General features: G+C 42.5%; 22 protein-coding genes, 1 other RNA gene and 1 pseudogene. 7 read left to right on the top strand and 17 right to left on the bottom strand.

Annotation, left to right across the window (positions count from 1 at the left end):
* Positions 1-7 precede the first annotated feature (7 nt).
* From rsmS to OCU77_RS04900, 3 genes are all read left to right on the top strand, one after another.
* Positions 8-172, top strand: coding sequence for a pleiotropic regulatory protein RsmS (gene rsmS, locus OCU77_RS04910; RefSeq protein ID WP_048898669.1), 165 nt, complete (start codon positions 8-10; stop codon positions 170-172).
* A gap of 227 nt (positions 173-399) precedes the next feature.
* Positions 400-1,695 (top strand): phosphatase PAP2 family protein, encoded by a 1,296-nt coding sequence (locus OCU77_RS04905; protein ID WP_048898668.1) that lies wholly within the window; start codon positions 400-402, stop codon positions 1,693-1,695.
* Positions 1,696-1,794: 99 nt separating this feature from the next.
* Positions 1,795-2,712, top strand: a complete 918-nt coding sequence (locus tag OCU77_RS04900; protein ID WP_048898667.1) for a cation transporter — start codon at positions 1,795-1,797, stop codon at positions 2,710-2,712.
* Positions 2,713-2,966: 254 nt separating this feature from the next.
* Here OCU77_RS04900 and OCU77_RS04895 read toward each other — a convergent pair whose 3' ends face one another.
* Positions 2,967-5,759, bottom strand: coding sequence for a M16 family metallopeptidase (locus OCU77_RS04895; protein WP_048898666.1), 2,793 nt, complete (start codon positions 5,757-5,759; stop codon positions 2,967-2,969).
* Positions 5,760-6,010: 251 nt separating this feature from the next.
* On the opposite strand from OCU77_RS04895, the gene yidZ reads away from it, so the two are divergent.
* Positions 6,011-7,000, top strand: a complete 990-nt coding sequence (yidZ, locus tag OCU77_RS04890) for an HTH-type transcriptional regulator YidZ (RefSeq protein ID WP_048898665.1) — start codon at positions 6,011-6,013, stop codon at positions 6,998-7,000.
* 106 nt (positions 7,001-7,106) lie between these two features.
* Here the strand turns inward: yidZ and OCU77_RS04885 are convergent, their stop codons facing one another.
* From OCU77_RS04885 to OCU77_RS04835, 11 genes and pseudogenes are all read right to left on the bottom strand, one after another.
* The gene (locus tag OCU77_RS04885; RefSeq protein WP_053111812.1) at positions 7,107-7,577 is read right to left on the bottom strand and encodes an RNA-binding S4 domain-containing protein; all 471 of its coding nucleotides are present in this window, start codon (positions 7,575-7,577) and stop codon (positions 7,107-7,109) included.
* Positions 7,578-7,873: 296 nt separating this feature from the next.
* Positions 7,874-8,269, bottom strand: a complete 396-nt coding sequence (locus tag OCU77_RS04880; protein WP_048898663.1) for a type 2 periplasmic-binding domain-containing protein — start codon at positions 8,267-8,269, stop codon at positions 7,874-7,876.
* Between the two features lie 10 nt (positions 8,270-8,279).
* Positions 8,280-9,557, bottom strand: coding sequence for a hypothetical protein (locus OCU77_RS04875; RefSeq protein ID WP_239685956.1), 1,278 nt, complete (start codon positions 9,555-9,557; stop codon positions 8,280-8,282).
* A 111-nt stretch (positions 9,558-9,668) separates the two neighbouring features.
* Positions 9,669-11,288 carry a methyl-accepting chemotaxis protein gene (locus tag OCU77_RS04870; protein ID WP_048898661.1) on the bottom strand — a complete coding sequence of 540 codons (1,620 nt, stop codon included), beginning with the start codon at positions 11,286-11,288 and terminating at the stop codon, positions 9,669-9,671.
* A 384-nt stretch (positions 11,289-11,672) separates the two neighbouring features.
* On the bottom strand, positions 11,673-13,037 hold the full coding sequence (locus OCU77_RS04865; RefSeq protein WP_107302339.1) for a hypothetical protein: 1,365 nt from the start codon (positions 13,035-13,037) through the stop codon (positions 11,673-11,675).
* Between the two features lie 11 nt (positions 13,038-13,048).
* On the bottom strand, positions 13,049-13,276 hold the full coding sequence (locus OCU77_RS04860; RefSeq protein WP_048898658.1) for a hypothetical protein: 228 nt from the start codon (positions 13,274-13,276) through the stop codon (positions 13,049-13,051).
* Between the two features lie 91 nt (positions 13,277-13,367).
* Positions 13,368-13,934 (bottom strand): TetR/AcrR family transcriptional regulator, encoded by a 567-nt coding sequence (locus tag OCU77_RS04855; protein ID WP_048898657.1) that lies wholly within the window; start codon positions 13,932-13,934, stop codon positions 13,368-13,370.
* 309 nt (positions 13,935-14,243) lie between these two features.
* A complete protein-coding gene (locus OCU77_RS04850) occupies positions 14,244-15,386 on the bottom strand; it encodes a mandelate racemase/muconate lactonizing enzyme family protein (RefSeq protein WP_107302338.1) in 1,143 nt (380 codons plus the stop codon).
* Between the two features lie 114 nt (positions 15,387-15,500).
* The gene (locus OCU77_RS04845; RefSeq protein ID WP_048898656.1) at positions 15,501-16,457 is read right to left on the bottom strand and encodes a DMT family transporter; all 957 of its coding nucleotides are present in this window, start codon (positions 16,455-16,457) and stop codon (positions 15,501-15,503) included.
* A 45-nt stretch (positions 16,458-16,502) separates the two neighbouring features.
* Positions 16,503-17,614 (bottom strand): annotated as a pseudogene (locus OCU77_RS04840) (UxaA family hydrolase).
* Positions 17,615-17,676: 62 nt separating this feature from the next.
* Positions 17,677-18,006 carry a UxaA family hydrolase gene (locus OCU77_RS04835; protein WP_048898655.1) on the bottom strand — a complete coding sequence of 110 codons (330 nt, stop codon included), beginning with the start codon at positions 18,004-18,006 and terminating at the stop codon, positions 17,677-17,679.
* A gap of 154 nt (positions 18,007-18,160) precedes the next feature.
* Between OCU77_RS04835 and OCU77_RS04830 the strand changes: the two genes are divergently transcribed.
* Positions 18,161-18,814 carry a GntR family transcriptional regulator gene (locus OCU77_RS04830; protein WP_239685954.1) on the top strand — a complete coding sequence of 218 codons (654 nt, stop codon included), beginning with the start codon at positions 18,161-18,163 and terminating at the stop codon, positions 18,812-18,814.
* A 349-nt stretch (positions 18,815-19,163) separates the two neighbouring features.
* Here the strand turns inward: OCU77_RS04830 and ffs are convergent.
* Positions 19,164-19,260: signal recognition particle sRNA small type (ffs, locus tag OCU77_RS04825), an RNA gene on the bottom strand.
* A gap of 185 nt (positions 19,261-19,445) precedes the next feature.
* Entirely contained in the window at positions 19,446-20,177 is a 732-nt protein-coding gene (locus OCU77_RS04820; protein ID WP_048898654.1) for a VP0952 family biofilm-associated protein, read from the bottom strand.
* A 72-nt stretch (positions 20,178-20,249) separates the two neighbouring features.
* Here OCU77_RS04820 and OCU77_RS04815 point away from each other — a divergent pair, with 72 nt between their 5' ends.
* Complete coding sequence (locus OCU77_RS04815) at positions 20,250-20,558, top strand: MGMT family protein (RefSeq protein WP_048898653.1); 309 nt, start codon at positions 20,250-20,252, stop codon at positions 20,556-20,558.
* A gap of 71 nt (positions 20,559-20,629) precedes the next feature.
* Here OCU77_RS04815 and OCU77_RS04810 read toward each other — a convergent pair whose 3' ends face one another.
* Entirely contained in the window at positions 20,630-21,049 is a 420-nt protein-coding gene (locus OCU77_RS04810) for a YbaY family lipoprotein (RefSeq protein WP_048898652.1), read from the bottom strand.
* 234 nt (positions 21,050-21,283) lie between these two features.
* Here OCU77_RS04810 and tesB point away from each other — a divergent pair, with 234 nt between their 5' ends.
* Positions 21,284-22,144: an acyl-CoA thioesterase II gene (gene tesB / locus OCU77_RS04805; protein WP_107302337.1), complete on the top strand. Its 861-nt coding sequence runs from the start codon at positions 21,284-21,286 to the stop codon at positions 22,142-22,144.
* A 223-nt stretch (positions 22,145-22,367) separates the two neighbouring features.
* Here the strand turns inward: tesB and OCU77_RS04800 are convergent, their stop codons facing one another.
* Both OCU77_RS04800 and OCU77_RS04795 read right to left on the bottom strand, forming a co-directional pair.
* Positions 22,368-24,149 carry a SmdB family multidrug efflux ABC transporter permease/ATP-binding protein gene (locus OCU77_RS04800; protein ID WP_107302336.1) on the bottom strand — a complete coding sequence of 594 codons (1,782 nt, stop codon included), beginning with the start codon at positions 24,147-24,149 and terminating at the stop codon, positions 22,368-22,370.
* Positions 24,149-25,891 carry an ABC transporter transmembrane domain-containing protein gene (locus tag OCU77_RS04795; protein ID WP_107302335.1) on the bottom strand — a complete coding sequence of 581 codons (1,743 nt, stop codon included), beginning with the start codon at positions 25,889-25,891 and terminating at the stop codon, positions 24,149-24,151. Before OCU77_RS04795 ends, OCU77_RS04800 begins: the two co-directional genes overlap by 1 nt.
* Between the last annotated feature and the right edge of the window lie 104 nt (positions 25,892-25,995).

Below are 25,995 nucleotides of genomic sequence, written 5' to 3'. Positions count from 1 at the left end.
GAAGAATATGACAGAAAAAACATCCCCACTAGATAACGCACCAGAGGATATTAAGTTGGCGGTCGACCTTATTTACTTACTCGAAAGCAATGAAATTGCCCCTGAAATCGCGTTATCAGCACTAGCTATGGTCAAAAAAGATTTAGAAGAAAAACTAAAAAATAAAAGCTAGATTTGCTCATATGTATAAAAGCAATTAAGTAAGTTTATACTTCCATTAAGTTCCATTCATGCTTCTAATTGAATTATACTTTCTTGTAGTTTTTTAGCATTAAAGACTTTTTATTCGTCCGAAATAGAAGTGTTAGTCGATACAATAAAGACAGCTATTCACCTTTGTTGAAGTTGTTCATTTGTACTATCTACACTCTAAGATGCAATGAACAACAAGGATGTAAAATGAAACATAAAGCACTTTCTTTCTTACTGAGCTCAGCAATGTTGCTGCCAAGCTATACATTAGCTAGCGACAATGAAATCACCCGTACCAACAATGACGAATTTGTCGAAGCGGGTGACATGCTACAAATTTTATTACCCGCTACCGGCCTTTTTGCTGCATGGATGTATGATGATGCAGAAGGTGCAAAACAGCTTGTTTACGCCACAGCATCTACGCAAGCAATCGTTCAAGGGATGAAATTCACCATAGGTCGTAAGCGTCCTAATGAAAGTAACTGGCACTCATTTCCGTCAGGCCATACGTCTGCCGCTTTCTCTGGCGCTGCGTTTTTACAGTCTCGCTATGGTGCAGCTTGGGGGATCCCTGCGTATACAGGTGCGACATTAGTCGCGGTGAGTCGTCTTCATGGTAATCACCACTATGCCGGTGATGTAGTTGCAGGTGCTGGTATCGCATTTTTGGTTAATCAATATTTTGTTTCGCCATACCGTACTGAAGGTGTTTACTTTAATGCACAACCAACGGAAGACGGTATAGCTTTGGGGGTCACACTAACTGAGGAGGCATTCTCCGACAGTAAACGCGACCGTGCCAGCTATCAAATCGTCTCAACCGACCGTAAACACCGCATTGAGCTCGGGGTAGGTGTAAACCTTGCCGACAGTTCAGGGCAATTTGGCGCCACAGAGTTTCTAGCCGGCTCCGAACTCATCGATGAATACCAACCCTTTTCATACATCAATTACCAACTTGAATTAGCCAACGACAACAGTTTTGAATTGGAATTTATTCCAAGTGAAACCCGTCGCCGCGGTAAAGCAACCAAGCCCTTTACGGTAGATGGCACTACCTATACCTCAAGCGATGGACAATTATTCACTGCCTTTCGTCATTGGATGCTAGGGTCTTCGGTATACAAAGGTTATAAAGTTAATGACAAATTCAACGTTGATTTTGGTTTAGGTTTATACGCCCATTGGATCAAGGTGTCTGTCGATCAAGATCAAGGTGGAAAGTTCGCCAGTGACGAAACGTGGCGAGCAATGCCAAACCTAGCAGCAAAAACTCAGTATAACTTTACTGATCAGCTTTCTATTTTGGCAAAAGCACAATACCAATTCTGGGATGGTGATAGTTACGCCGCAGCTGAAGCCGGCTTGCAATATCAAATCAACCCAGCCTGGGAAGCGGGTATTAAGTATATATACAGCGATACTCAGCTCGATAATACTAAATTTAAAGCTAATTATGATAGCCAATCCATTGCGATAACTGTCGCTAACCGCTTTTAAAGCCCAGTTGCTACCATCATTGCCATATTGATAAAACGCTCTACCATAGAGCGTTTTATCTACGCTACTTAGTAAATCGTCACCTTTAGAGAACAATAGATGAAAGATAAAATAATAAAAATTGAGCGCCAATCATTAACAGTCGGACTATGCGCCAATCTATTTATGGCTTTTTCAGGTTGGGCAACCTTTTACCTTTCAGGATCTGAAGCCTTACTATTAGACGGTAATTTCTCGTTTATTTTATTTCTATCTTCCATTGCCGCGTTAAAAATTTCAGCAATCAAAGCCAACCGCTCCAACACCTTTCCATTTGGCTTATATGTGTCAGAAGCTCTTTACTCTTTACTCAAAGGCTTATTAATTGGCGGCGTATTGCTGACAGCATTAACAGCAAATGTATCCAAAATAGCTAAGTATATTCAAGGTGAAGAACTGTCGATGCTAAAGACAGGGCCGATCTTAATTTATTCCATTGCTATGGTTGTGATCTGTTTTAGCCTATCACTTTTTTATCACCAGCAAAATAAACGTACCGGTAACAGCAGCAGTATGCTTGAAACCGATAAAGCATCCTCATTAGTCGATGGTTTTATGTCTGCGGGTACAGGTGCTGCACTGGTGCTTATTGGTTACATTAATCCAGCAAGCAGTTTTGATTTTTTATTGTATATTGGCGATGCCATTATGGTTCTTTTTTTAGCGATGATAATGGCCAAACAGCCTATTCATATCGTGAGGGAAGCCTTTATCGAGCTAGCCGGTGGACGATTACAAAATGTCGATGCTTATCAAGCCATTGAAGGTGTAATTACTCAGGCACTGTCCCAAAATGAAACAACTGCAAACAATGTCTTCATCAGCAAAACAGGTAGCAGTTATTTGATTGTTTTAAGCTTTACCACTGAAGAGGTTGAAAACAAAGGCATCACTCTTTTAGCTGATATTAAACAATCACTAGCCCACAAGCTGACACAAGACTACCCCCATATTGATATTGAATTAGTCCTTAGTTAGTTTTGAACCTTATCTTGCAATTAATATCGCTCACATGAAAAAGTCGCCTAGTTGGCGACTTTTTCATTAGGGTGGAATGATTACGAGTAATACCAATCTGGGTAAGTAAATGTTCAGGTAATTGCGCAGAAAAAGCACTGAAAACAAGGCGTAGATTGCAGATAGCTAGTTGTTCTATCTACAAAATCTATAACGCAGTTATCATTGATTTTAACCAGCAAGAACGATCAATTACTTAGTTAAATTGGTATAAACTAGCCTTTCGGCAATATCGTCGCTTCAATGGTGTAACTTTGTTTTCCCATCAAGCTACTAGCCTGTTGATTTAACACTTCAACAGTGACCTTATCGATAAAACGCTGCGGATTTTTCACAGCCTCGACATCATAACCATGCAGCAAGTAACGCCCCATGAAACGTGCTGTTTCCGCCCCATTTTTGGCCATGGGTTTTAAATCCAATGCCAACTGTTTGGCGGCGGTGTCTCGCTCTTGTTGGGTTATCCCTTCTTGTTGAACCCCTTTTAATAGTTCAGCTACTGCTTGCTTCGATTTCGCTAAATCTTTTTTATCTATGTTCAAACTAACAATAACACTGCTGTATGCGCCGCTATCTGGGATATCACCAATAATGCTTGGCGCATAGCTTAAGCCATATTGACCACGAAGCAATTGAAATGCACGCTGATTAACAATACGAAGCAGCATGTCTTGTGCCATCACATCCGTTGCTAACACTTTGGTTTCATCTGATACCGGGTTAGACAAAAACAACAGGTAGCCCACTGATTTTTCGTTTGATACGGGTAACTCCAATACTTGAGGTGCCTTGTTTAACTCCACCACAGCTGACCGTTCATGTTCGTTGGCAGCTAGTGGAATATTCGCAACATACTGACGCAACAGTGGTGTAATATCCGCAGGTTGAAGATCCCCAACAATCACTAAACGGTTGTGATGCTGCTGCTGGAATAAATCTTGGTAAACCTGCTGAACGTCATTATCGGTTACACCGGCAAAGGTTTTACTCGGCCAAATATTGTAAAACGTGCCACGCGCAATCAGGCTATCGTTCACTTTCTTCAACACAAGCCCCCATGGCGACCTTTCATACTCAGCCCGATCTTCTACATATTGCTTTTTCACCTGCTTTAACTGCACAGGATCAACTTTGCCTTCAGTTAACACATGATGTAATGCAGACATGGCAAACGGTAAATTATCGTGCTGAGTCGCAATCGATAATCCGTTGTCATAGTCATTAAGGTAAGGCGTAAGCAAGGTATTATTGGCTGAAAATACTTTTTCAATCGCTGCGACATCTAGTCCAGCGAAGCCGCTGCGATACAAGGTCTCGAAGGCTAACTCACTTGCTGGATACAAAGCAGGATCCAATTGCGATCGACCCGCTTTTACGGCCCAATTCATGTACGCATTTTGCTTTGTTTCTGGCATTTGCTGAAACCAAACCTCCACCCCATTGCTAAGTTGCCACACCCAAGTTGTATCATCGACTTGTTGCTCGGAAAGGATTTTTCCTTTCCGAGCAGGTGTAGGAAAAACAGAAACCGTTTTTGCCAACATCAAGGCATGACCTGATTTAGCCAAAGATTGCGTGAATAGCTGAACATCTTGCGCAAGCTGTTGCGATTGCTCAGCCTTGGTATAAGCCATAAAGTAATAGGTTGCTTGCTGATCAAGTAACTGTGTTAACTGCTGTTTCAAACTCTTATTTACTCGAGCCTGATCCATCTCTGCCACAAAGCGTACTAGAACCGCTTTATGTTCAGCTTCAGACATCAGGGTGCGAGGTTCAAATAAGCTGGTAAACATGCTGTCGGTAATCACCCATGAATCATCGGCTTTCCAATTCTCAGCATGGTTCTTTAAGTTTGTTTGATAACTGGCCATCGCCGCCGCTAATTCAGCCTGTCCAATACCGTGATCACGCAGATTCGCCAGCTCTTTAGCCACAAAATCTTGTACTTCAGCGCGGTGTTTTTCCTTAAAACCGACTGCAAGGGCGCTAAATTTCTGTCCCTCAAACGTATCAGCATAAGCTTCTACGTAACTCGCATTGCTTGCAAGTGCAATACTGCGATCCAGTAAACGTGCTTGTATGAGGTGATTTAACAAATCAACTTCAAGAGATCGGAATTGATCACCATAAGTTAAGCGTTGTGCTTCTCCGAGTGGTTTGACAATAATCAGTGCCGACTCTGTCCCTTCAGGGGCAACTAATGCGTGCGCTTTCTGACTCGGTAACTGTATTGGCTCAATATTCGCAACTTTCTGCCCCTGACCTAGCCATGAGGAAAAGTGCTGAGCTATTTGCGCCTCAATGGTAGTGGCATCAAAATCACCCACTACCACTAATTCCGTATTCGCTGGGAAATACCAGCGCTGATAGTAATCCTTCAGTGCTGCTGGCGTTACCGATTGAATACTCTGCTTAGTGCCTAATACCTCATGATAACTCGTATTATCCGCACGAAGGCGCGCTTCTACCTGACTGTAGATACTGCGCTCTTGCGGTAAACGAAGGCGATACTCCCCCATGACGGCTCCGATTTCAGAGTCTACCTGCTCCGGCTTTAATAACATGCCGTCAGCAACATCCCGAAACCATGTAAAAGCCGTCGGCAAATCAGTTGAATCAGGCAGCGTTAGTTGGTACCACGTCTGGTTGTAAGAGGTATAAGCATTAATATCAGCACCTGCACTCAATCCTAATCGCTCGAAGAACTGCCATACATCTTGTTGCCCCAATTGCGTCGTATCTTTAAAGGACATATGCTCAAGGAAATGGGCATAGCCATGTTGTTGTTCATTCTCTTGTGCGCTGCCAGCATGCACAACAAATCTCAGTTCGACAGCTTCATCATCTTTTTGGTAAAGATGGTACTTCATGCCATTTTCAAGCTGCCCATGCTGCCAATCTGGATCGGATTTTATTGTTGTTGCATACCACTGACCGTCTTGTTGACACCCTACTAATAAAAACAGGCCAACCAGTAAAAAACCACATAACCTAAGCCACTGTTTCATAACTACTCCTTATCAATTAACCCAGAGTACAGCAGCGTTTAGATAGTTAAGACAAATAGATCAAATAAAAGCATTATTTTGCGATCTCACAGGCAATATTTACACTTAGAAAATATTACTAAACGCGGTATATGCTTAGTGAGCTTTATCTTAATTTCTCAAAAAACGTTAATATTAAGGAAGGTCGTCGTTCATCGTTTAACAATGGTGATGGTATTTTTAGTAGCATTATTTAAGAGACTATACCGACAATGCGAAAGCCCCTGCACCGCTTAGATTTAAATTTATTAATCACCATGCAAACGCTATTACAAGAACGGAGCGTGACGCATACCGCTAAAAAACTCAACATTACGCCTTCAGCAGTAAGTAAATCACTCGCCAAATTACGAGACTGGTTTGATGACCCGCTTTTTGTCAGAGCACCAAATGGTTTACAACCTACTCAGTTATCGCTCAGCATGGAGCAAGAGTTGGCTGAACTCTTTTTATTGGCCTCTCGCATTGCAGAAAGAAACGGCGATATTAACCCTGTGGGTTTAAACTTCCAGTTGATGCTTGAGTCCCCCTTTCATTTCCTTTACTTTCCTGAGCTTGCGCAAGCAATCCAACAGCAATATCAAGACTGCACCATTCGTATTCGAAATTGGCAATCAAGCTCCCTCGATAGCATTATTAATGGTGATTCTGACTTAGGTTTCTGCGGAAGAGAGACACATCATCGATCGCAAGAGACCCTTGAAGAGCTCCCCTACTATGTTAACTACGAAGTACTTTATGAAGACAGACCCATGGTCTTCTTGCGCAATGACCATCCTTTGTTAACACAACCATGGACACTGGATACCTTGCTGTCTTTTGATTTCATTTCGATTCTTTGGGAAGAGAGTGAACAGTTTGCGTTCGATGAGTTATTGGCAACAAAAGGCTTAAAGCGTAGAGTTTCTTTTACCTTGTCGGATTTCGAGCAATCCCTTTTCATGACAGCGCAACCGGGTCATCAGCAAATAACCACAGCCCCTTCTTCTATTGCTCCCTATGTTAAGCAGCACAGCCCTGAGTTAACAATGCGCCCTCTCCCCATCACAGAGGAAGAATACCAACAACTCACGATTCAATATTGTTTGCTATGGCACAAACGAAATACGCATAACCCTAAAATAGAATGGCTACGAGAAACCATCCGCCATCAATTTTCAAACCATATCAAGGCGATGAACGAAACAAATAGTGAGCAATAACCATTTGATAATGAATGAGCATCGGCTTGATGACACAGCTATATGCACGCCATCTTCAGACAATAAAAAAGACTCCGTAGAGTCTTTTCTCTCTAAAACATTTCAGTTAAAAACTCAGCGATTTGCGCCCTGTCGTTTTATCAAATGACGGCTTTTCTGCAGTTTGTTTAGCCGGTTTTTTCGCCGGTTTTTTAGATGATGCCTTGCTTGACGATGCTTTAGCCGACTTATTCTTTCGCTTATTTACTGCTGAATTTTTCGATGCTGCTGGTTGCTTATCCACTTGGGCAGCTTTCGCCTCTTTAGCTACTTTTTCTGTTGGTTCTGTTACTGGTTGATCACAAACAACCACATAATATTCTTGATTAAACTCAATAACATCACCATCGTATAATTTACGACGCTTACGCTGTTCTAGCTCACCATTAACGCCAACATAACCTTCAGAGATGGCAAATTTAGCTTCACCGCCACCGCCTACTAAGTTGGCAATTTTAAGCACTTTATACAATTCAATTGGCTGAGCAGAAACTTCAATTTCTAATGCTTCTACTTCGTATTCTTCATGTTCAGACATAAATTCGCTCTGGATTATTAATCTATTGCTAGTTCTTATATCAACCTGGACAAGTCAATGTTCAGTTGCTTAAAACGACAACAATACACAGTGACTTATTAAGAATGACACTACCTTAGCGAGGCAATGACCTTGCTATACAGACCTAGGCTTAATACCTTGCAGTGTACCCGAGAAGGTTATGTCGCGGTAGCGTGAATACGCATATCCTTTTTATGGGCATAAAAAAAGCCATCAAACATGATGACTTTAATCGTTTTAATGATCCGCCCTACATCAGGCTAACCCAAATTTTATTATGGACGTAAAATCACTTTTACGCTGCCATCAACTTCGCTTTCGTCAATGTAGCCAATCGCGTTCGCTGTATTCGCAACGGTATTTTTGACAATCGCACTGGAGCTCAATGCTTTAGGTGGCTGCCCTTTACCTGTGAATACTTTTTTCGCCCAGTATGCTTGAAGCTGTGCTTCTGTTTTACCGGTCACTTTAGCGTGGAATTCACTTTTAAGCGGCTGCCCATCGGCTAGGTCAATCGCTTCAACATTCAGCGATTTCGCTTTACCTAAATAAACTTTCTTAATGGTTTGAGCGTCAAGATCGGCCGCAGCAGGGTTTGCAATAACCACCACACCCGCTTGAGCAAAGCTTGATGCAGCAAGGCAAAGTGCTAAAACTGTTTTTTTCAACATGACTTTCTCCTTAGAAAACAACATCAAGTTTGACTGTGTACACCATGGTGTCATCAATATTTTGACCTTTCATTTTGGCATTTACAGCGCCCGGTAAACCACCGTTGGTATCACCAAAATCAGTCACATAAGTCACATCGGCTTTTAGCGCCATGTTGGTGTAAACATCCCAACGCGCCCCCACACTGTAGCTAGTGCGTTGCATATCAAGCAATTCTTGCTGTAGTCGCGTTGAACCCGCTAAAAACATATTAGGTTTGGTCTGATTCTGCATAAAGTTTGCCGCAGCTTGCGCTGAAGCTTTCTTACGACCATCGTTGTCTTTGGTCTTCAGATGTGAAACTGTGAAGTAAGGTGTGACCGATTCAATACGGTAACCCGCAGTCACGTAAGCAGCATCAGCATCAGGGTAGAAGCCTTGAGTTTCTGTACGTGTCACTTCTGACATCACGAACAGGTTTTCACCATCGAAACGTGCGCCAACACCGTAAAACTTCGCTTCATCATTTTGGAAAGTCGTTGCACCAACCGGCTTGCCACTCAGCGTCCAGTTGTCTTGCGACGTCACTTTTGCCTGCGCATAGCTTGAACGCAGTGTCACCGTATCGTTGGTCCACGATACAACACCACCATAAATTTGATCGAATTTCGTCTGTGCGCGGAATTTAGTTTTATCTGAACTTAGGTTATGAGAGCCCGCAAAACCTTGTAGTTGAATGCTGCTATCATCCAGCTCGATATCGTAAAGCATATCAGCACCGGTAAACGAGGTTGCCACCACATTGCCATATACTTCATTAGGTACACGCACACCTAGCTGCGCGTAACCCACTTCTAAGTAATCCGATAACATAAATAGTGGTAGACGCAATTTACCCGCTCGACCTTTTAGGTTATGGGTAAATTCATGGCTAATGAAAGCCCACTCAATTTGTGGCTTCCAGTTTTCAAGCTCAGTACCGCGACTCACCAACTGCACTGTCGCTTGGGTTGAGTCATTAATCGTAAATACCGTTTGTAAACCGAATAACGAACCTTCATCTAAATTCAACTTATCCGAAGCGCCTGCATAACCGGCTTTGTTATTCGCCACTTGAAGATTTAACGATGCAAAACCATCAAATTGAAAACGATCTGCGATGCTAGACTGCTGCTGTTCTGATAAAACTGACACTTGGTTTTCTAGCTCACTAATACGAGCATCTGTTGCGCTCGCAGCGTTAACTTGGCCAGAAAGCGCGCACAAGGCTGCTAGTGGCAATAGGCGAAAAGCCTTTATTGTCATCATGAAACTCCGATTTATTTTTATAGTGTGTAACTGCTTGATGTCGCGGTATTTATCGCAAAGCCCCTCGTTAGGGCTCTGCAATAACATTTGATTTTTCTTTGATAGACGCCGTTAAACTTTAAACTGTGCCGTCGAATGGCTTAATTGATCGACGACCCCAACCAATTGATCACTGGCAATACCTAATCGATCCGACGAGGACGACACTTGTTCTGCGCTACGGTTAAACTCTTGCAGCTGCTCTTGAATAATCAACGAGGTTTGGTGCTGCTCTTCTGTGGCTGAAGCGATTTGATCATTTACAACGGTAATACCAGCCACTTTCTCTGTAATTGAACGTAAACTTTCTCCAGCGGTCGCAGCACTGCTCACACCATCTTCTGTCTGGCGTAACCCTTGATGCATGGCTTCAACTGCCGATTTAGAAGCAACTTGCAACTCCCCTAATACCACTTGGATCTCTTCTGTCGATTGCTGGGTTCGAGCAGCAAGTGTGCGCACTTCATCAGCAACAACAGCAAAACCACGCCCCTGTTCGCCAGCACGAGCGGCTTCAATTGCCGCATTCAAGGCCAATAGGTTGGTTTGATCAGCAATGCCTTTGATCGTCGATAAAATAGCATCAACGTTTGCTGTATCTTGTTCTAGCTTATCGATAACAGTCGCGATCTTACGGACATCATCAGATAAAACATTAATAACATGTACTGTTTGTTGAACCACACCAAAGCCATCATCAGCTTTGGTATTGGCGTCATTCGCCTGCTGTGAGGCTTGGTTGGCAAAGTCAGCAACATGACTAACAGTTTGCAACATTTCACCAACGGACAAAGTTACTTGCTGAATGTTCGATTGCTGCTCAGCAGTAAATCGAGAGGTGTCTTGACGACTTTCAGATAGCTGCTGTGTAATTGCTTCTAGCTGATGAATGCTAGAGACTGTCTCGGAAATAGTGCTATGTAACTTGCTGATGAACTGGTTCACATTATTCACAAGCTCTGCCACTTCATCTTTGCCGTCATAGTGAATTCGAACCGTCAAATCACCTTCTCCGTTCGCGATCTCATTCATTCTTGTTGTAACAATCGCAATGGACTGGCTGATCGAACGTAAGATTGCAAAACCAAAACCGAGCAAAAATGTCACCACAATTAGGCCCGATACAACAGAATTAAAGCCTGCCTGATCTGCGCTTTCCCTAGCATTACCGATCAAACTAACAACTTCTTCTCGCACGTAGTTTTGTAAGGTTTGTAGCTCTGCTTCGAGTTTTTCCTGCGTCTGACGATTTTGGTCCGCTTTTTGAGAAATAACGGCAACAGACTCGTTCATGTTAATGAAGTCGAGAGCCAACTGATTACCTGCATTGAAGTAACTCGCCATCAAGGTTTCAACATGCGACAGTTCATTACTTTTTTGTGGTAACAGTTTTTTAAATTCAGCTAAATCTTTCTTTAGTAAAAGATAAATAGAAGCAGCTTCGCTAAGTGCATCCTCTTCCCCTGTGACAACAGCCGTTTCAAACTGCTGAGTCAGGCGCGGTAGTGTGCCATCTAAGCGAACAACAACCTCCATTGCTGGGTAATATTGCTGATCGAGTGACACTAAATGAAGGTTATTTGTACGATGAACATTTGCATTCATAAGAATAATGACTGCTATGCCAGTTGAAACAAAAGCCATTAACAACCAAAATTGATGACGTATAGTGAGATAACGAGATAAATTCATAATATCTTCTTGTGCTTAACGGTTCGCTTAATATGATATTCACTGCGAATAAAAGAAAAGGAGATAAGAAAGATGAACTCGTTTTCTTATGCTCAATACTTTGTCTGTTTCATTGTTCAAATGAGAAACGCAAATGCCTATTTTTCTGGACCTCATAACGATAAAACCCAAAAGGTAAGCTATTGCCTAAACACTCAACTTTATATTTTGTGATTATATTGGAACATAAAAGCATAATTAACCTGAACCATTAAACAAAAGGACATTTTTGTTCAACGAAATAAATTAAAGTTTTCATCTCCGCCAATAAAGTGATCAAGCTCGATTTAAGCTAATGAAAAAAAACGCCTTACTAAGTAAGGCGCTCATTATTATCTTTTAAAATTACTTCCAAAATTGGAGGCTAGAAAAACCAGTAAACTCTTTTTCTTTCATTTCATATTTTGCTTTCATTTCGGCAAAGACCTTATCGTCTATTTTTGCAGCAGGCTTGACTGAGTTTGATACACTTTCAACCACATCAATAATATCCTTAGCACTGCGTACTAAAGCTGAGTCTTTTACATTAATCTGTTTACCTTGACCTGTTGTAAAGGTAGTGAAAATAACCTTTTCTTTACCCTTAATATCAGCAGCTGTTGGCTGACAAGATCCCAAAGAGCGGTACCAACCTTTATAGCGAACAACTGGCTTACCTTCACTGATCTCTTTAATCATACAAGCATCAGGGCTTTCACCTGTTAGATCATGGATATTGTTAAAGTTATAGTCTAACCAATTGCTTTTTGACTCAGAGTTATAAGCATCGGCATTTTTAACCGATGAATCACTTTGCAGTACAAGACGGCGCTGTACATCATCAACAATAATTACATCTTCATTTCTACTGTTTTTGTGTACACCAATCACATCACGCGTAGCCCAGTAAGTCGCAACGTCTTTAAGCGTATTATTATTGTTGTCATACATTTGATTTGCTTTACCAGACATCACCATAAATGTATTTACTGCGACATTCTCAAGATTGCTGTTATCTTGATTTAAGGGTTCACTTGTCCATTGATAAGACTTAAACGCAATTTTCTGACCATCTTCAGGACCATAATCAGCATATTGCTCAATATTGTACCTCGCCACACCCGTAGAATTATCACGGGTTACCTTGGTCACATCACCGATTAACTGCCCTTTAAAACTGTGTAAGAAAGACGATGAAATCGTTTCTCTCTTACCATTCACAAGGTAGGTATCGATCAAATATTGTTGCTCACTCTCATTACCTAATTGCGTAAAGAAGGTTACTTTTCCTGTTCGAGTATTTTTAGCCATCGCTTTACTGATGGTTTTCGGGTCTAACTTACAACTAGCCCCCGCATCATCGACTTCAAACACAATGACAGCACCAGAGTCTGCAACCTTACAGACATAAGGCTTATAACCAAACTGGCCTTTTATTTGGCGAAGCACATCTTTTTGGCTAGTGTCAGATACGTGTGGGTGCGTAGCCAGCATAGTCTCAAAGTTATCTAATTGAAGCGCTCCTCCACCTATCGCAATACCTTTAGCGTGTAATGCATAATCTAAAGCAAAGAAATCAACCTTGTTCTGCATCATCTTGTCAGAAACGTAGTCGATTGTAGCTCGCGTTTTATAGTAACCCTGCAAGCTATTTATGTTCGTGGTAGCAGCTGAAGCAAAAGTGGTTAAGCCGAGTGAGACTGCAAGCGCTAATTTATTGATACTATTCATTATAATTATCCTTATTTTTTGAATACGTTATGTGCTTCAAACGCCTTACCATCGACTGACTGATATTTAATCTCCTTCAGCTTGGTCAATTGTGCATCTGTCAGCTTCAAGCCACCGCGGGTCGGCAATGGTTTTGATACTGATGGCGACGTAGGCGTTGAGCCATTATTGTCCCCAGACTCACCGCCACAACCGGCTAGCATTAGTACTGCGCTTACAATTACTGCTACTCTTTTCATGATCCCTCTTCTTGTATCTATGGTTACACCAATGGAAAGTCACTCTTTCTCAAAAAACACATACCTATCACTAGGTATGAAAAATAAAAATTCAGCAAACAGCTTGGGGCAAAACGCTTTCATAGACATTTTGTAAAAATGATAAGTCTATGTTTTTCTCATTGCTTATATGTTCAGAGATAAACGGATAAGTTGAAAGTGACATCACTAGCATGTAATAGTATTTTTCATTATATGGGTTACATTCAGTGATGCTACTAAGCAAAGACATTAACTTTTTTTTATGAGGCATCAATAGCTTATTTATCAGCCTACTTTTGGCTTCTGTATGGTCTAACGACAATAACTCACGATGAATAATGACAGGTATAAGTGAATTAACACGCCAAGCTTCAATATAATTATTCACTATCATAGATAATGTCAGATTTGATTCTTTCTTTAGTTTTTTAATCATACATTCAAGTTCAGGAAAGAATTCTTCAAATATCTGACAGTATAAGTTCTCTTTTGAGATGAAATAATAAATAACCAAACTCGGGCTAACATTCGCACTTTGTGCAATTTTCCTAATCGTCACTTTTCCATACGGGTTATGGGCAAAGAGATCTGTTGCATTTGAAAGTATTTTTTTTCTTGTTTTAGCTTCAGATAACATTAACGACAGGACCTATTATGCAGAAAATCTTTTAGAGAAAATTATAAAGTGATGTATTCATACCAGCGCATTTTCGCAACCATAATATATAACCAGACAAAAAAACAGTATTCAGATGAAAAATATGATGAGAAAAATTGAACTTTAACCAGCGACAGTTAAAAAGGATGAGGATGGAGGTATAAAAGCAAATGACACTAATGTTTTATTATCACACAAATAAATAAGCCTAAATACTTACGCACTTAGGCTTATTTATATAGATATAAATCGTTTTAAACGATTCATTTGTACCATAGTAGAAAATTATTAATTAACTCGGTACTTAGCAATCACCTCTTCATCAAGCTCTACGCCCAAGCCAATTGTATTTGGTACGTCAACAAAGCCGTTATTGAACTGAATTTGATTCTTTACCAGTGACGTAAACAGTGGGCTTGTACTCTGAGAGTATTCAATCAGGTCACCATGCTCACGAGAAGCGAGAAAGTGTACCGTTGCAGCAATTAAGATACCCGTTGAGAAACCGTGAGGAACGAGTTTCATGCCCGCCATGTGTGCCATGTCGTAGATCTTGACCATTTCACTAATACCACCACAACGGGTCACATCAGGTTGAACAAAGTCAGCACCCGATTTTTCGATGAAATTCGCAAACTCATAACGTGTTGTTAGCGTTTCACCACCAGCCAATTTTTGTGAGGTCGATTGTGAAATCTTACGGTAACCAGCAAGCACATCATCAGTAATCGGCTCTTCAATCCATAGTAGGTTGAATTCTTCTAACTTCTTCGCCATTTCAATTGTGTGGCCAGCTGTACGCCATGCGCTCGCTAAGTCGATCGCAATTTCAACGTCTTTGTTGATACTACGAGCAGTTTCACAAACAGTCTTAATGATTTCGTAATCAGTCTCTGCATTTTTACCTAGCGGACCACCACCAAACTTCAGAGAAGTAAAACCTTGCGCTAATAATTCCGTTGTACGAGCAATGTTTTCTTCTTTGATGGCTGATGGGATGAAGGTACCGTATGCACGGATCTTTTCACGGAATTTACCGCCCAAAAGCTGCCATACTGGCACTTGATAGAATTGACCAGCAATATCCCATAGCGCCATATCGATAGCTGAAATAGCGTGGATCATTGTTGAACGACGGCCCGCATAATGGGTGCCGTTGTACATCTTGGTGTATAAGCGCTCAATTTCTAGTGGGTTTTCACCAATAAGAAGGCGTTCAAGACCTTGAGAAGATCCATGACTTTGCGTTGCTTTAATACAAGCCTCAATCATCATTGGTGAGCTATCAGACTCGCCCACCCCTGTAATCCCAGCATTGGTATGAACACGAATAAGCACACCATCTTCTCCCCACTCACAAGCCTCATCAAGTGCAGGCACGCGCAGGTGAATAACTTCTACATCCGTGATTTTCAATTCATGAAATTGCATTATCTTATCTCTTATAATTAAGTTGTTACCTTCTCACTTAATCAAACCCTGATTCCATTTGATTAAGAGAGAAAGAAGCTGCCAGTCCCGTCACTGGCAGCTCGCAGTGGGGTATTAAATAGCGGCTTCTTGAAGAGACGCTTTTTTCTTAAATTTATCGCCTGCAGTGTAGATACACAGCGCAATAACAACTGTCACGACACCGGCTAATTTTTGTAGAGTAATGGTTTCGCCAAGCAAGAAGTAAGCAACGATCATCGCGAACAACGGCAGAACATTCAGCGCCATAGTAGTGATAACAGCATCTTGTGTTTTCAAAGTAGCGACTTCCCAAACCGCATAAGCGATACCAGAACATAGCAAGCCAAGGGAAAGAATTGTCGCAATATGCTTACCGTTTTCAACCAAGACAGTGGCAGTGCTGAAATCAGCCCCCGTTACCACACCGACGACTAATAGAACAACTGTTGCAGCACCGAATTGGTAGAAACAGCTTGAGAACGTATCGTAGCGTGAGTTTAGATCAGAGCCGAATTTTCCCAGAATGTAATTGTAAGTAACAAAACCTAGTACACCGCAAAGAGCAAACAAGTGACCAAAGTTCAGACCTTGGATCTTATTCGAGGGATCGTAAGCAATCACACCCGCACCAACCAATGACAGCACAACAGCAAACACTTTCACCGCTGATGGCTTGACTTTATCAATGATAAATACCGCCGCCATTGTTAGGAATGGTGCCATGCCGTTGATAACACCAATTTCACCTGATGACGTGTATTCATAAGCAAGAATAGTGAAGTAGAAGAACACGGCTTGCGCTGAGATACCGGCGCTCATTAGCAAAATCGCGTCTTTCTTACTCTGGATTTTTTTCAGCGTATGCTTCTTAGAAAAAACAAACAGAACAACAAACCCAAGAGTAGCTATTGCGTAGCGTGCTATAGCGAGAACAACCGGGTCCAGCTTCCCAGCAAGCACACCACCAAGTGGGAACGATGCGCCCCATAGCGCAGCACAAATAAGGGCAAGGGTTAAACCAAGTGATTTATTAGGAGCAATCTTACTCATTTTTTTTATCTCACATGAAGGAGGTGATACCCCCTTTAATAGTTATTATTGAGGGCAAATACCGATAACATGTTCTAAGCGCTGATCTTTTTGGTACAGTGAAGCGTAAGCAAAACCAATACCTTCCAGGTTAGTAGGCGCGCCGCTTGCAACATCAAACACCTTCTCGACAATCTTATTGGAGACATTATCAATCGTGTCTGTTGCATCCATAATTCCGCATGCGTTGATGTCCATATCAGCGGTGATCAGCGAACTATTACCTGAAACACGAATCACAGGGACAATGGAATTATTGAAACCAGCGGCACCAGCAGTCCAAAGAATCAACTGACAGCCAAGCGATGCAAAGTGCATGGCTGCTCCACCACACAACATGGTCGTTTCCGTTAAATAGAACCCTGGAACAGTCGGCTTTTCACGGTGAACATGGCTAATGCGTAGGCAATCTTGAATTGGGCGCGTACCCGTTTTGTGCATCGCACCTTGTGATTTTTCATCTATGGTTGTTAAGCCACCGACACTGTTACCAATAGACATAGTTTCAGTGCCTTCAATTACGTGCCAGCGCTTTAAATCTTCTGCAATGAGGCGCTCAATTTTATCACCGACTTCAACTGTAACTGAACGCGCTTTCAGGATATCTTCACAACCAAGCAGCTCTAATAGCTCACCTGCCATTGTGGTAGCCCCCATATCGACCAGCTTATCTGAAGCTGCACCACCGAAGGGTTAGAAGCAAGGCCACTGGATGTGTCTGATCCACCACACTTAATACCGATACGCAGTGCTGAAACAGGCGCATCAACACGCTCTATACCATCTGCGTATGCTTTTAGCTCTTTCGCAAGTTCGATACCGTCTTTAATGGTTTCAACCGTACCTTTGTTTTTGATGACCGTTAGGCTATGAACAGGTAAGCCTTCTTTACGAACAGGCTCTGCAATCATTTCAGGATCAATCGAACCACACCCCATTGCAATAACCAGCACACTCGCAATATTTGGGTTAGTTGCCGTATGAATAATGGTGTCGATCATCTCTTCATTACCACCATACATACAGGTGTAATGGTTAGTGACAACAACCGAATCATCAATTTCTTTGCTAATGTTACGTGCAATGCCTTCACAACATTCATCAATTGCAACAATCATCACATTGTTGCGAATACCAAATGTACCGTTTGGACGTGGGTAACCTTTAAATGTCGCGCTCATTACTGCTCGATCCCCATTTGTTTGATGATTTCTTCAATAATTGCTTCAGGAATGTCTAAACGTTCACTACGAACATTTTGAACATGAACAAGTTGACCTAGCGGAATTTCAACAATCGATTTACCAATTGAATGGCCACATTTCAAAATGTGCTCACCAAGCGGGATATCGCCAAGTGCAATCTTGTTGCCGAATGTGATTTTTTGTAGGGCATTAACTTGTGCAATCACTTCATTGTCAGCTGAAATAATTTCAACGAGTTCATGCTTTTCTACACTACCCAGTAGCGTGGCTACATTGTCTGTAGAAGAAAGTTTTATGGCTTTCATTATTATATTCTCTGCCTATCGTTAACAGTTAACAGTTAATTGTCTATTGTCCGACAATCGGCAGTATACAGATCTACAGATGACAAAATATGACAAACGTCACAAGTTCGTGTTATATTTTTCAATAACTTAAAGCATGCACTAAGAACAAATCATGAAAATGAAGATCAACAAACAGAGCCTAGAAGAGCAAGCCACTGAATTTATTAGAGATATGATAGTTTCAGGTCAGCTGGTGATGGGTGATAAAATTGTTGAGAGTTCGCTATCGAAAGAACTAGAACTTTCGCGCAGTACAGTTCGCATGGCACTGAACTCACTTTCACATGAAGGCTTGGTTGTACAAAAGCCTTATGTTGGCTGGCATGTATTCACATTATCTGACGATGATTTGTGGGAGCTGTACAATTTACGTGTAGCCATTGAATCACAAGCAGCAGTAATGGCAGCAGAAAAAGCGACTCAAGAAGATAAAGATGAATTAAGCCGTATTCACAAGGAATTCTGTGAATTATGTGCAACAGGCAAGTTGGATCTCATCGATGTTTGCCAAAAAGACTTTGAACTGCATCGAAAAGTGGTTGAAATCAGCAAAAGCAATAAGTTCATAAAGATATATGAACAGATCTCTAACCAACTAAAAAGTTACATCAAGCTCACCCATAATGATTATGATCTTTCACAAAGTGGTATCAGCCATACCGGTATGGTGGAAGCGATCATCGCAGGCGATGTAGATCGTGCTTGGTTAGAGTCAAAACAGAACATCACGACATTCACCGATCTTTCCTTACATAGTAAAAAATAACAGTATAGAAAGCCGCTATCATCACAACCGCTTCCCCCACTGAATGACGCCTCTTTTATTGATAGGCGTCACTCAGTACATTTATCATTACTTTCCCTACGCAAGAATACCTCGCTGATTTAACTAGCTGTAAATAAAGCGATTAAAATTCAACATATTAAAAAGATTCGAATTAAATCGCTGCTGTATTAGCACATGTAAGAGATCAGTTAGCAATAACAGAAAATAGCCAAGTTAAAATAACGAGCGATACAAGAGTGTAATATCAGAAAAAAGAGAGTACTGAGGAATGTTGGCTGTTGAAGTGAAATTCGATGGAAGATTTTCTAAACGCTAGATGGGTGGAAGCCCCCTCCAGCCACATCCCGGCACACACGTCGCTTGTTGTGGCTGCTCCCTTCCGGGCCTGACCAGGTTCACAAGTTAGTGTTGCGGGAGGACCAAAGGGGGCCTCCATAGATTCTTTGTCTCTTTGCGAGAACGAGAGGGATTATCTACCAAGCCTTATTGCTTTGCAAGGCGTTCTCGGTAAACTCTGGTTTAAGTGGTGTTTTATTACACAAAACCCTGTGATTATCACCTTATCTATTTGAATTAACTCATTACTGAGCCATTTCGTTCTCAAAAGAAGTTATACCTCTTCAGGGTCTTCCAGCAAGTATTCCCCTAATAAAGCGCCACCAAGTACCAGTAACCAAGCAACTAATATAGGGTTAGGGACATCAAAATGCGGCACCACAACTAAAGTAGCAAACCCTACGGCAGGAAGCACCCAAGACAGGCGTGGCACCCAATCACCAAACTTCACTTTCTCCATCCCCTGCATGGCAGCAATCAAGCCTGTAATGCATAAAGCGACTAAAGCTGCATGCTCCATACCTCCAACCCACAAGGGAACGACAAGGAACAGCGGCCACCATGTATTGCCTTCAACAGGCCGCCAACTGCGACATGCAAACCAAATAACCCCCACTGCAAGTATTTGCACCACAGTGTATAAGCTACTACCTGGTAACTTACCTTCGCTTTGCAATGCCATCAGTCCAACATCCATAGCAAGAATAATGGAAATTAAGAGCGCACCTAGCTGCCAACTACTCTTTTGAGACATGCAAATATTAAATACCGGCAGCATCATAAAAATGCTAATGGAAAGGGCAAGAGGCTGTTCAGGCAAGACCATACCGTACGCGCCAAGGCCAATGAGCAGCAACCACGCTGCCATACCTCCTTGTGGAAGCAGCCATAGAGCAGGAATCGCTAAAGCGAGTGCAGGCAGTTGCCCCTCACTGTATCCGAGTGCTGTAACGCCTAAGACGGTTAATGCAACACTGACCAGAACTAATAACGCGGCATACAACATGGCAGCACCTCCTTGCGTTGTTCGGGAGTACATAGAAGAATAGCAGTCTATTTCTTACGGTCTTACTCTAATATGGACGATTTTACAGGGCAAATCTATAGCGTGGTCTATCAAATTCCAGTAGGAACGGTAGCAACCTACGGCGATATTGCACGATTAGCAGGCTTTCCCGGCTATGCTCGGCAAGTTGGAAAACTCATGTCACGCTTACCTGAAGGCTCGACACTACCTTGGCACAGAGTGATTAATGCGAAAGGGATGATTTCATTGACTGGCGACGACCTTATTCGACAGCGCGATAGGCTGCGCAATGAAGGGATCACCGTAAGTGATGAGGGCAAACTATCATTACGTATTTATCGGTGGGAAATATGCCGCTAAACACGATTCAAAGCATTGGGGAGGCCAATGCTTTGTTCTTTATAAAAATTATTGATTAGCCTTGTAGTGGACTAACGCGTTTTCACCAACATCAAATCAATATTTTCGGTCTTATTCGGATCGGTGATCACACGATTTGAGGTATCGGTAATAAACATCAGCTTACCATCGACCTCAATACGCGCACTTACTGCATAAGTGTGATTAGCAATAATTTCATCGGCTTCATAATCAAGCGAAAAGTTAAACGGAACTTGCTTACCATCCGCTAAGAAAGATTGCTGACTGATCACTTCTGCCGCTACATCCATTAATGATACATCTGCTAATGTCACCGTTATTTTGGCATTTTCAGGTAACGCAATACGTTCACGGTAACTTACCGTTCCTTCTACCGAATTCATGCCTTTATCTTTCTGAATAATCGTCGAACATGCCGTGATCGCTAATGCCGCCGCTAGACCCACTAATACCGTAATAACCTTTTTCATTGTTAACCTCAAGAACACTCACGATTGACTAAATTTGGCTTCTCTACACTTGTCTTTAAATCGTTTGATATAAACCCCATATATATCAGTGAGATTGGTTATCGTGATGCGATTTAACTTGAAATTGTAGCTAAGTCCTCGTAAAACTCTTAATCAAAGATAAGCAATTATCTAGACTATCAGCAAGATAGTGCTTATCTTTCTTAATTCAACATTATTAATAATGGATGCCCAATGAGCAAAGAACTGACTGAACTTCTCACGCTGTTACACTTAGAACCTCTTGAACTAGGCTTGTTCCGAGGGCAGAGCGAACACCTAGGGCTCCCCCAAGTTTATGGTGGTCAAGTTATTGGTCAATCACTCTCTGCAGCGAAGAAAACCGTGGAAATTGATCGTCATGTTCATTCATTCCATAGCTACTTTCTTCGTCCTGGCGATCCACAAAAACCGATTATTTATGATGTTGAAAATTTACGCGACGGTAAAAGTTTCAGTACCCGTCGTGTAAAAGCGATTCAAAATGGCCGCCCTATTTTCTATTTAACGGCCTCTTATCAGGGCGAAGAAGAAGGCTATAGCCATCAATCTACTATGCCTGATGTGCCAGCGCCTGAAACACTTAAATCTGAAACAGAGTTAGTAAAATCTCTTGCTGATTACTTGCCTAAACAAGCGGTTGAAACCTTTGGCCGTGACCGCCCGATTGAAGTGCGACCAGTCAATGTTATCAACCCTCTAAAGCCAACCAAGGCAGAAGCAAAACAGTACTTATGGATCAAAGCCAATGGCGAAATGCCCGATGATTTGCGCATTCATCAATATGTATTGGCTTATGCGTCAGATTGGGGCTTCTTAGTGACCGCCTTACAACCGCATGGCGTCACCTTGCTGACTCCTAAAATGCAAGTCGCAACCATAGATCACTCAATGTGGTTCCACCGTCCATTCCGTCTTGATGAGTGGTTGCTGTACGTTATCGACAGCCCTTCTGCCAGCGGCTCACGTGGCCTTGTTCGCGGTGAAATTTATAACCAACAAGGCGAACTTGTTGCTTCCGCAGTTCAAGAAGGCTTAATGCGTCACCACAAATAATCCTATTACTTAGATATCAATGCTGAAACGCCACAGAAACGACGCCTGTTTCTGTGGCGTTTGACTTTATGCTCGTTCACTAGCATGGAGCCCACCAGCTAGAATACTCTAGCTTGAAGGTGTTTTGTCAGCGTTAGGTTAAATCATATTGATTTATCAAATGGTTAACCTTTACTTTGTTTCATTATCATTATCACTATGACTCAAACGAACACGGTGCCTGTTAGGCTGACGCTGCTTCCACACCGTCACTTTCTAACTGCTGAATATGTTCGCTAGCCTGCTGTAACTGATACATTTGTAAGTAATGTCCTTGTGCTTTCAATAGGTGCTGATGAGTACCACGCTCAATAATTTCACCACGGCTTAATACGACAATTTCATCTGCATCCATGATGGTTGATAAGCGGTGAGCAATCACCACAATGCTCATATCGCGCCGCAATAGCGTCAAACTACGCTGGATATTTTGCTCAGTACCTGAATCAATATTGGCAGTTGCTTCATCCAGGATCAGTACTTTAGGCTTGGCGACAAGCACACGGGCAAGGGCTAATAATTGCTTCTGCCCTGCTGATAAATTCACTTCGCCACCACCTAAACGCGTCTCAAGCAAATCGCTGTATTGTCTAATTTGGCTCGCTAAGCCAACATCTTCCAGTGCCTGCCAAATCGCTTCATCGCTTACCGCTCGTCCCAGGCAAATATTTTCACGCACAGTGTCACTGAGTACATGCGGGTCTTGTTGCACCATAGCAACGTCTTGACGTAAGACCGACTGTTCAAGGCTCGCTAGTGGCCGCCCATCTAACCGTACTTCCCCCTCTTTTACTGGGTAAAAACCCATTAAGAGTGAAGCTAATGTACTCTTGCCACTGCCCGTATGCCCCACTAAGGCTAAGAAGCCACGGTGAGGCAAATCAATCGAAATATCCTTCAAGATGGTTTGCTCACCATCATAGCTAAAAGTAATATTGTCGCACTGTATTGCGCCAGTTTCGAGTAGGCGTTTATCTTCGCCATACACTTGTTGCTTAGCATCAATAAAACCAAAAATACGTTCGCTTGCCACCAGTGCTTGCTGCAACAAAGAAAGCTGCTGCGTCAATTCAATCAAAGGTTCTGTCACACGGCCTAAGTAACTAATAAAGGCATACAAGACCCCAACACCCACCAGCTCAACACCACTAACACCAAACACGGCAACCAAAGAAATCAACGCGATCCCTGACAGTAAGTCGATTAATGGGCGTAGTAATAAACCATTGAGTTTAGTCACACTGACTTGCGCAGCTAAATGTTCTTTATTGATTTCTGCAAACTGTTGGCTGAATTCACGCTCTTGACGCATTAGCTGGATCAGGCTCATCCCCTGAATCGACTCACTCATCGACGCATTGATGTCCGACAGTAAATCTCGCATACGACGATACGCATTGGCACTTTTCCGCTGATAGATCACCATGACGCCCGCTACAATCGGTAAAAGCACCAGCACCACCAAGGTCAAACGCCAACTCAGCATACTCATCACCACCAGCATGACGCTGATTAAGGCAATGTTTTTCACCACGGTTGAAATCACAAAGATATAAAAGTCTTTGATTGATTCGGTATCGTTGGTGATCCGCGAGATCAACCGCCCCGTCGGCATATAATCAAATGCCGACAGTGGCTGATTCAATATCTTACCAAACAGCTCTTTTCGCACTGTTTGCACTACACCTATCGCAATATCATTAAAGCGGATCGCCTGCCAATATTGGAACAAAGCAGCAATAATCATCAAACCAACATAGCTCGCACCAAGCGTGATCATCACTTCTAACGGGTAATCATTTTTCGCGATATGGTTATCAATAAAATGCTGCATCAGCCAAGGGCCAGCGACATCTGCTATCGACGCAATAAATAAAAACACTATAGCTATGGTTAATTTTCGCTTATCCGTAACACCATAACTTAGTAGGCGTTTGAGTATTTTTGGGTTAACAGCACCTTTCATTACGCCCCCTCGATAGCTTGTTCTAGTTTCTGATACCGGTACATCTCGGCATACCAATTTTCAGCCTTGATTAAGGCTTGATGTGTACCACGCTCAGCAATACAGCCATGCTGAAGCACTAAAATTTCTTCAGCCTGCTCCAATGCCGTCAAACGGTGCGCGATAACGATCACTGTCTGGCGTGTTTGTTGACGACGTAGATTACTTAATATTTGATGCTCGGTTTTGCCATCAACCGCAGACAGTGCATCGTCTAGCACCAAAATCTCAGCCTGAAGTAACAGAGCGCGTGCAATCGCAATCCGCTGTTTTTGTCCGCCCGACAATGTAATGCCTTTTTCACCCACGAGTGTGCCGTAGCCATCGGGGAACTGCATAATGTCGTCGTCAATACATGCCATTCTTGCAGCTTCACGAATCGCGTCATGGCTCGCCTCTGGTTGCCCTAATGCAATGTTGTCAGCAATCGAACGCGAGAATAGAAAAGGCGTTTGGCTTACCACTGCAAATCGGCTGCGCCAATGATCCAAATTTGCCGACTCAATACTGACATCGCCATATTTGATGGATCCCTCTATCAAGGTTTGCTGCCGTAATAGTAGGCCTAATAAGGTCGATTTACCGCTGCCAACAGGCCCTGCAATGCCCAACATGTGCCCTGCTGGTAGCTCAAAATTCACCGCATTGAGCACACTGAACTGCTGGCTTTGCCAGGTAAATTGATCAATATCGACCGTCAATGTTTGTTGGCGTTGTTTTAAAGCGGTTTCACCACTAACAATCTCTGGCGCTTCATCAAAAATATGCTGCAAACGCTTCCATGCCGCCGACCCCCGCTCCAAAATATTAAACAACCATGCCATTGCCAACATAGGCCAAATCATCAAACCTTGGTACAAAGTAAATGCAGTAAGATCCCCTAAAGATAAACGTCCAGTTGAAACAAAATACGCCCCACCCGCCACACTTAAAAAGAAAGACATACCTATGGTAATTTGGATCACAGGATTAAACAGGGCATCGACCTTTTCTACCGCCAGATTCTTGCGACCCGTATCGTCTACCACATCATCAAATTCTTGCTGCTGACGCTGCTCTAAACCAAACGCTCGGATCATCCGCACACCGTTAAGCGTTTCTTGGGTTTTATCCGTTAGGTTGGAAAACGCAGCCTGAGAGACACCAAAGCGGGTATGTAATTGACGGCCAAGGAAAAAGACGACAATGGCCATTATCGGCATTGGTAGCAGAGCCAGTACAGTCAGCTCCCAGCTGTATTGCGTTGTCATCACCAGCAGCACAACGATGCCCGTTAGCAAAGAATCTGCCGCTGTTAATACGCCCTCGCCAGCAGTCAATACCACCGAGTTAACATCGTTAGTTGAACGAGCCATCAAATCGCCCGTTTTAAAGCGCTCAAAAAAGACGGGAGGATGAGAAGAAAAATGGCGATATAAGCGATTACGCAGCACGGTTCCCAACTTTGCAGCCGCACTGAATAACCAAACCCGCCAAATAATACGCAGCACGTACACCACGCCCCATAAAGCAATCAGCGCGGCTAAACTCAGCAATAATGTTGATGTCGACATGTCGCCAGCCACTACACTGTCGACCACCCAACCAATGGCTTTCGGCGGTAATAGCTCAAATAACGCCACGACGCCCAAAATCATGATTGCACCGCCGTATCGGCGCCACTCTTGTAAAAAGAACCAACGAAGTTGCCAGAAAATCTGCATCATCCCTCCACAGACATCAGGTATAGCCAAAATGTAAGCATCATATAGGTGAGATCTAATGCTTTATAATCTTTGTTTTAGTCGATCTCGAAGAAGATCTTAGG

Source organism: Photobacterium swingsii (assembly GCF_024346715.1).
GTDB classification, from domain to species: domain Bacteria; phylum Pseudomonadota; class Gammaproteobacteria; order Enterobacterales; family Vibrionaceae; genus Photobacterium; species Photobacterium swingsii.
The sequence above is the reverse complement of the archived record's forward strand: the minus strand, read 5'-3'. Positions and strand labels throughout refer to the sequence as shown.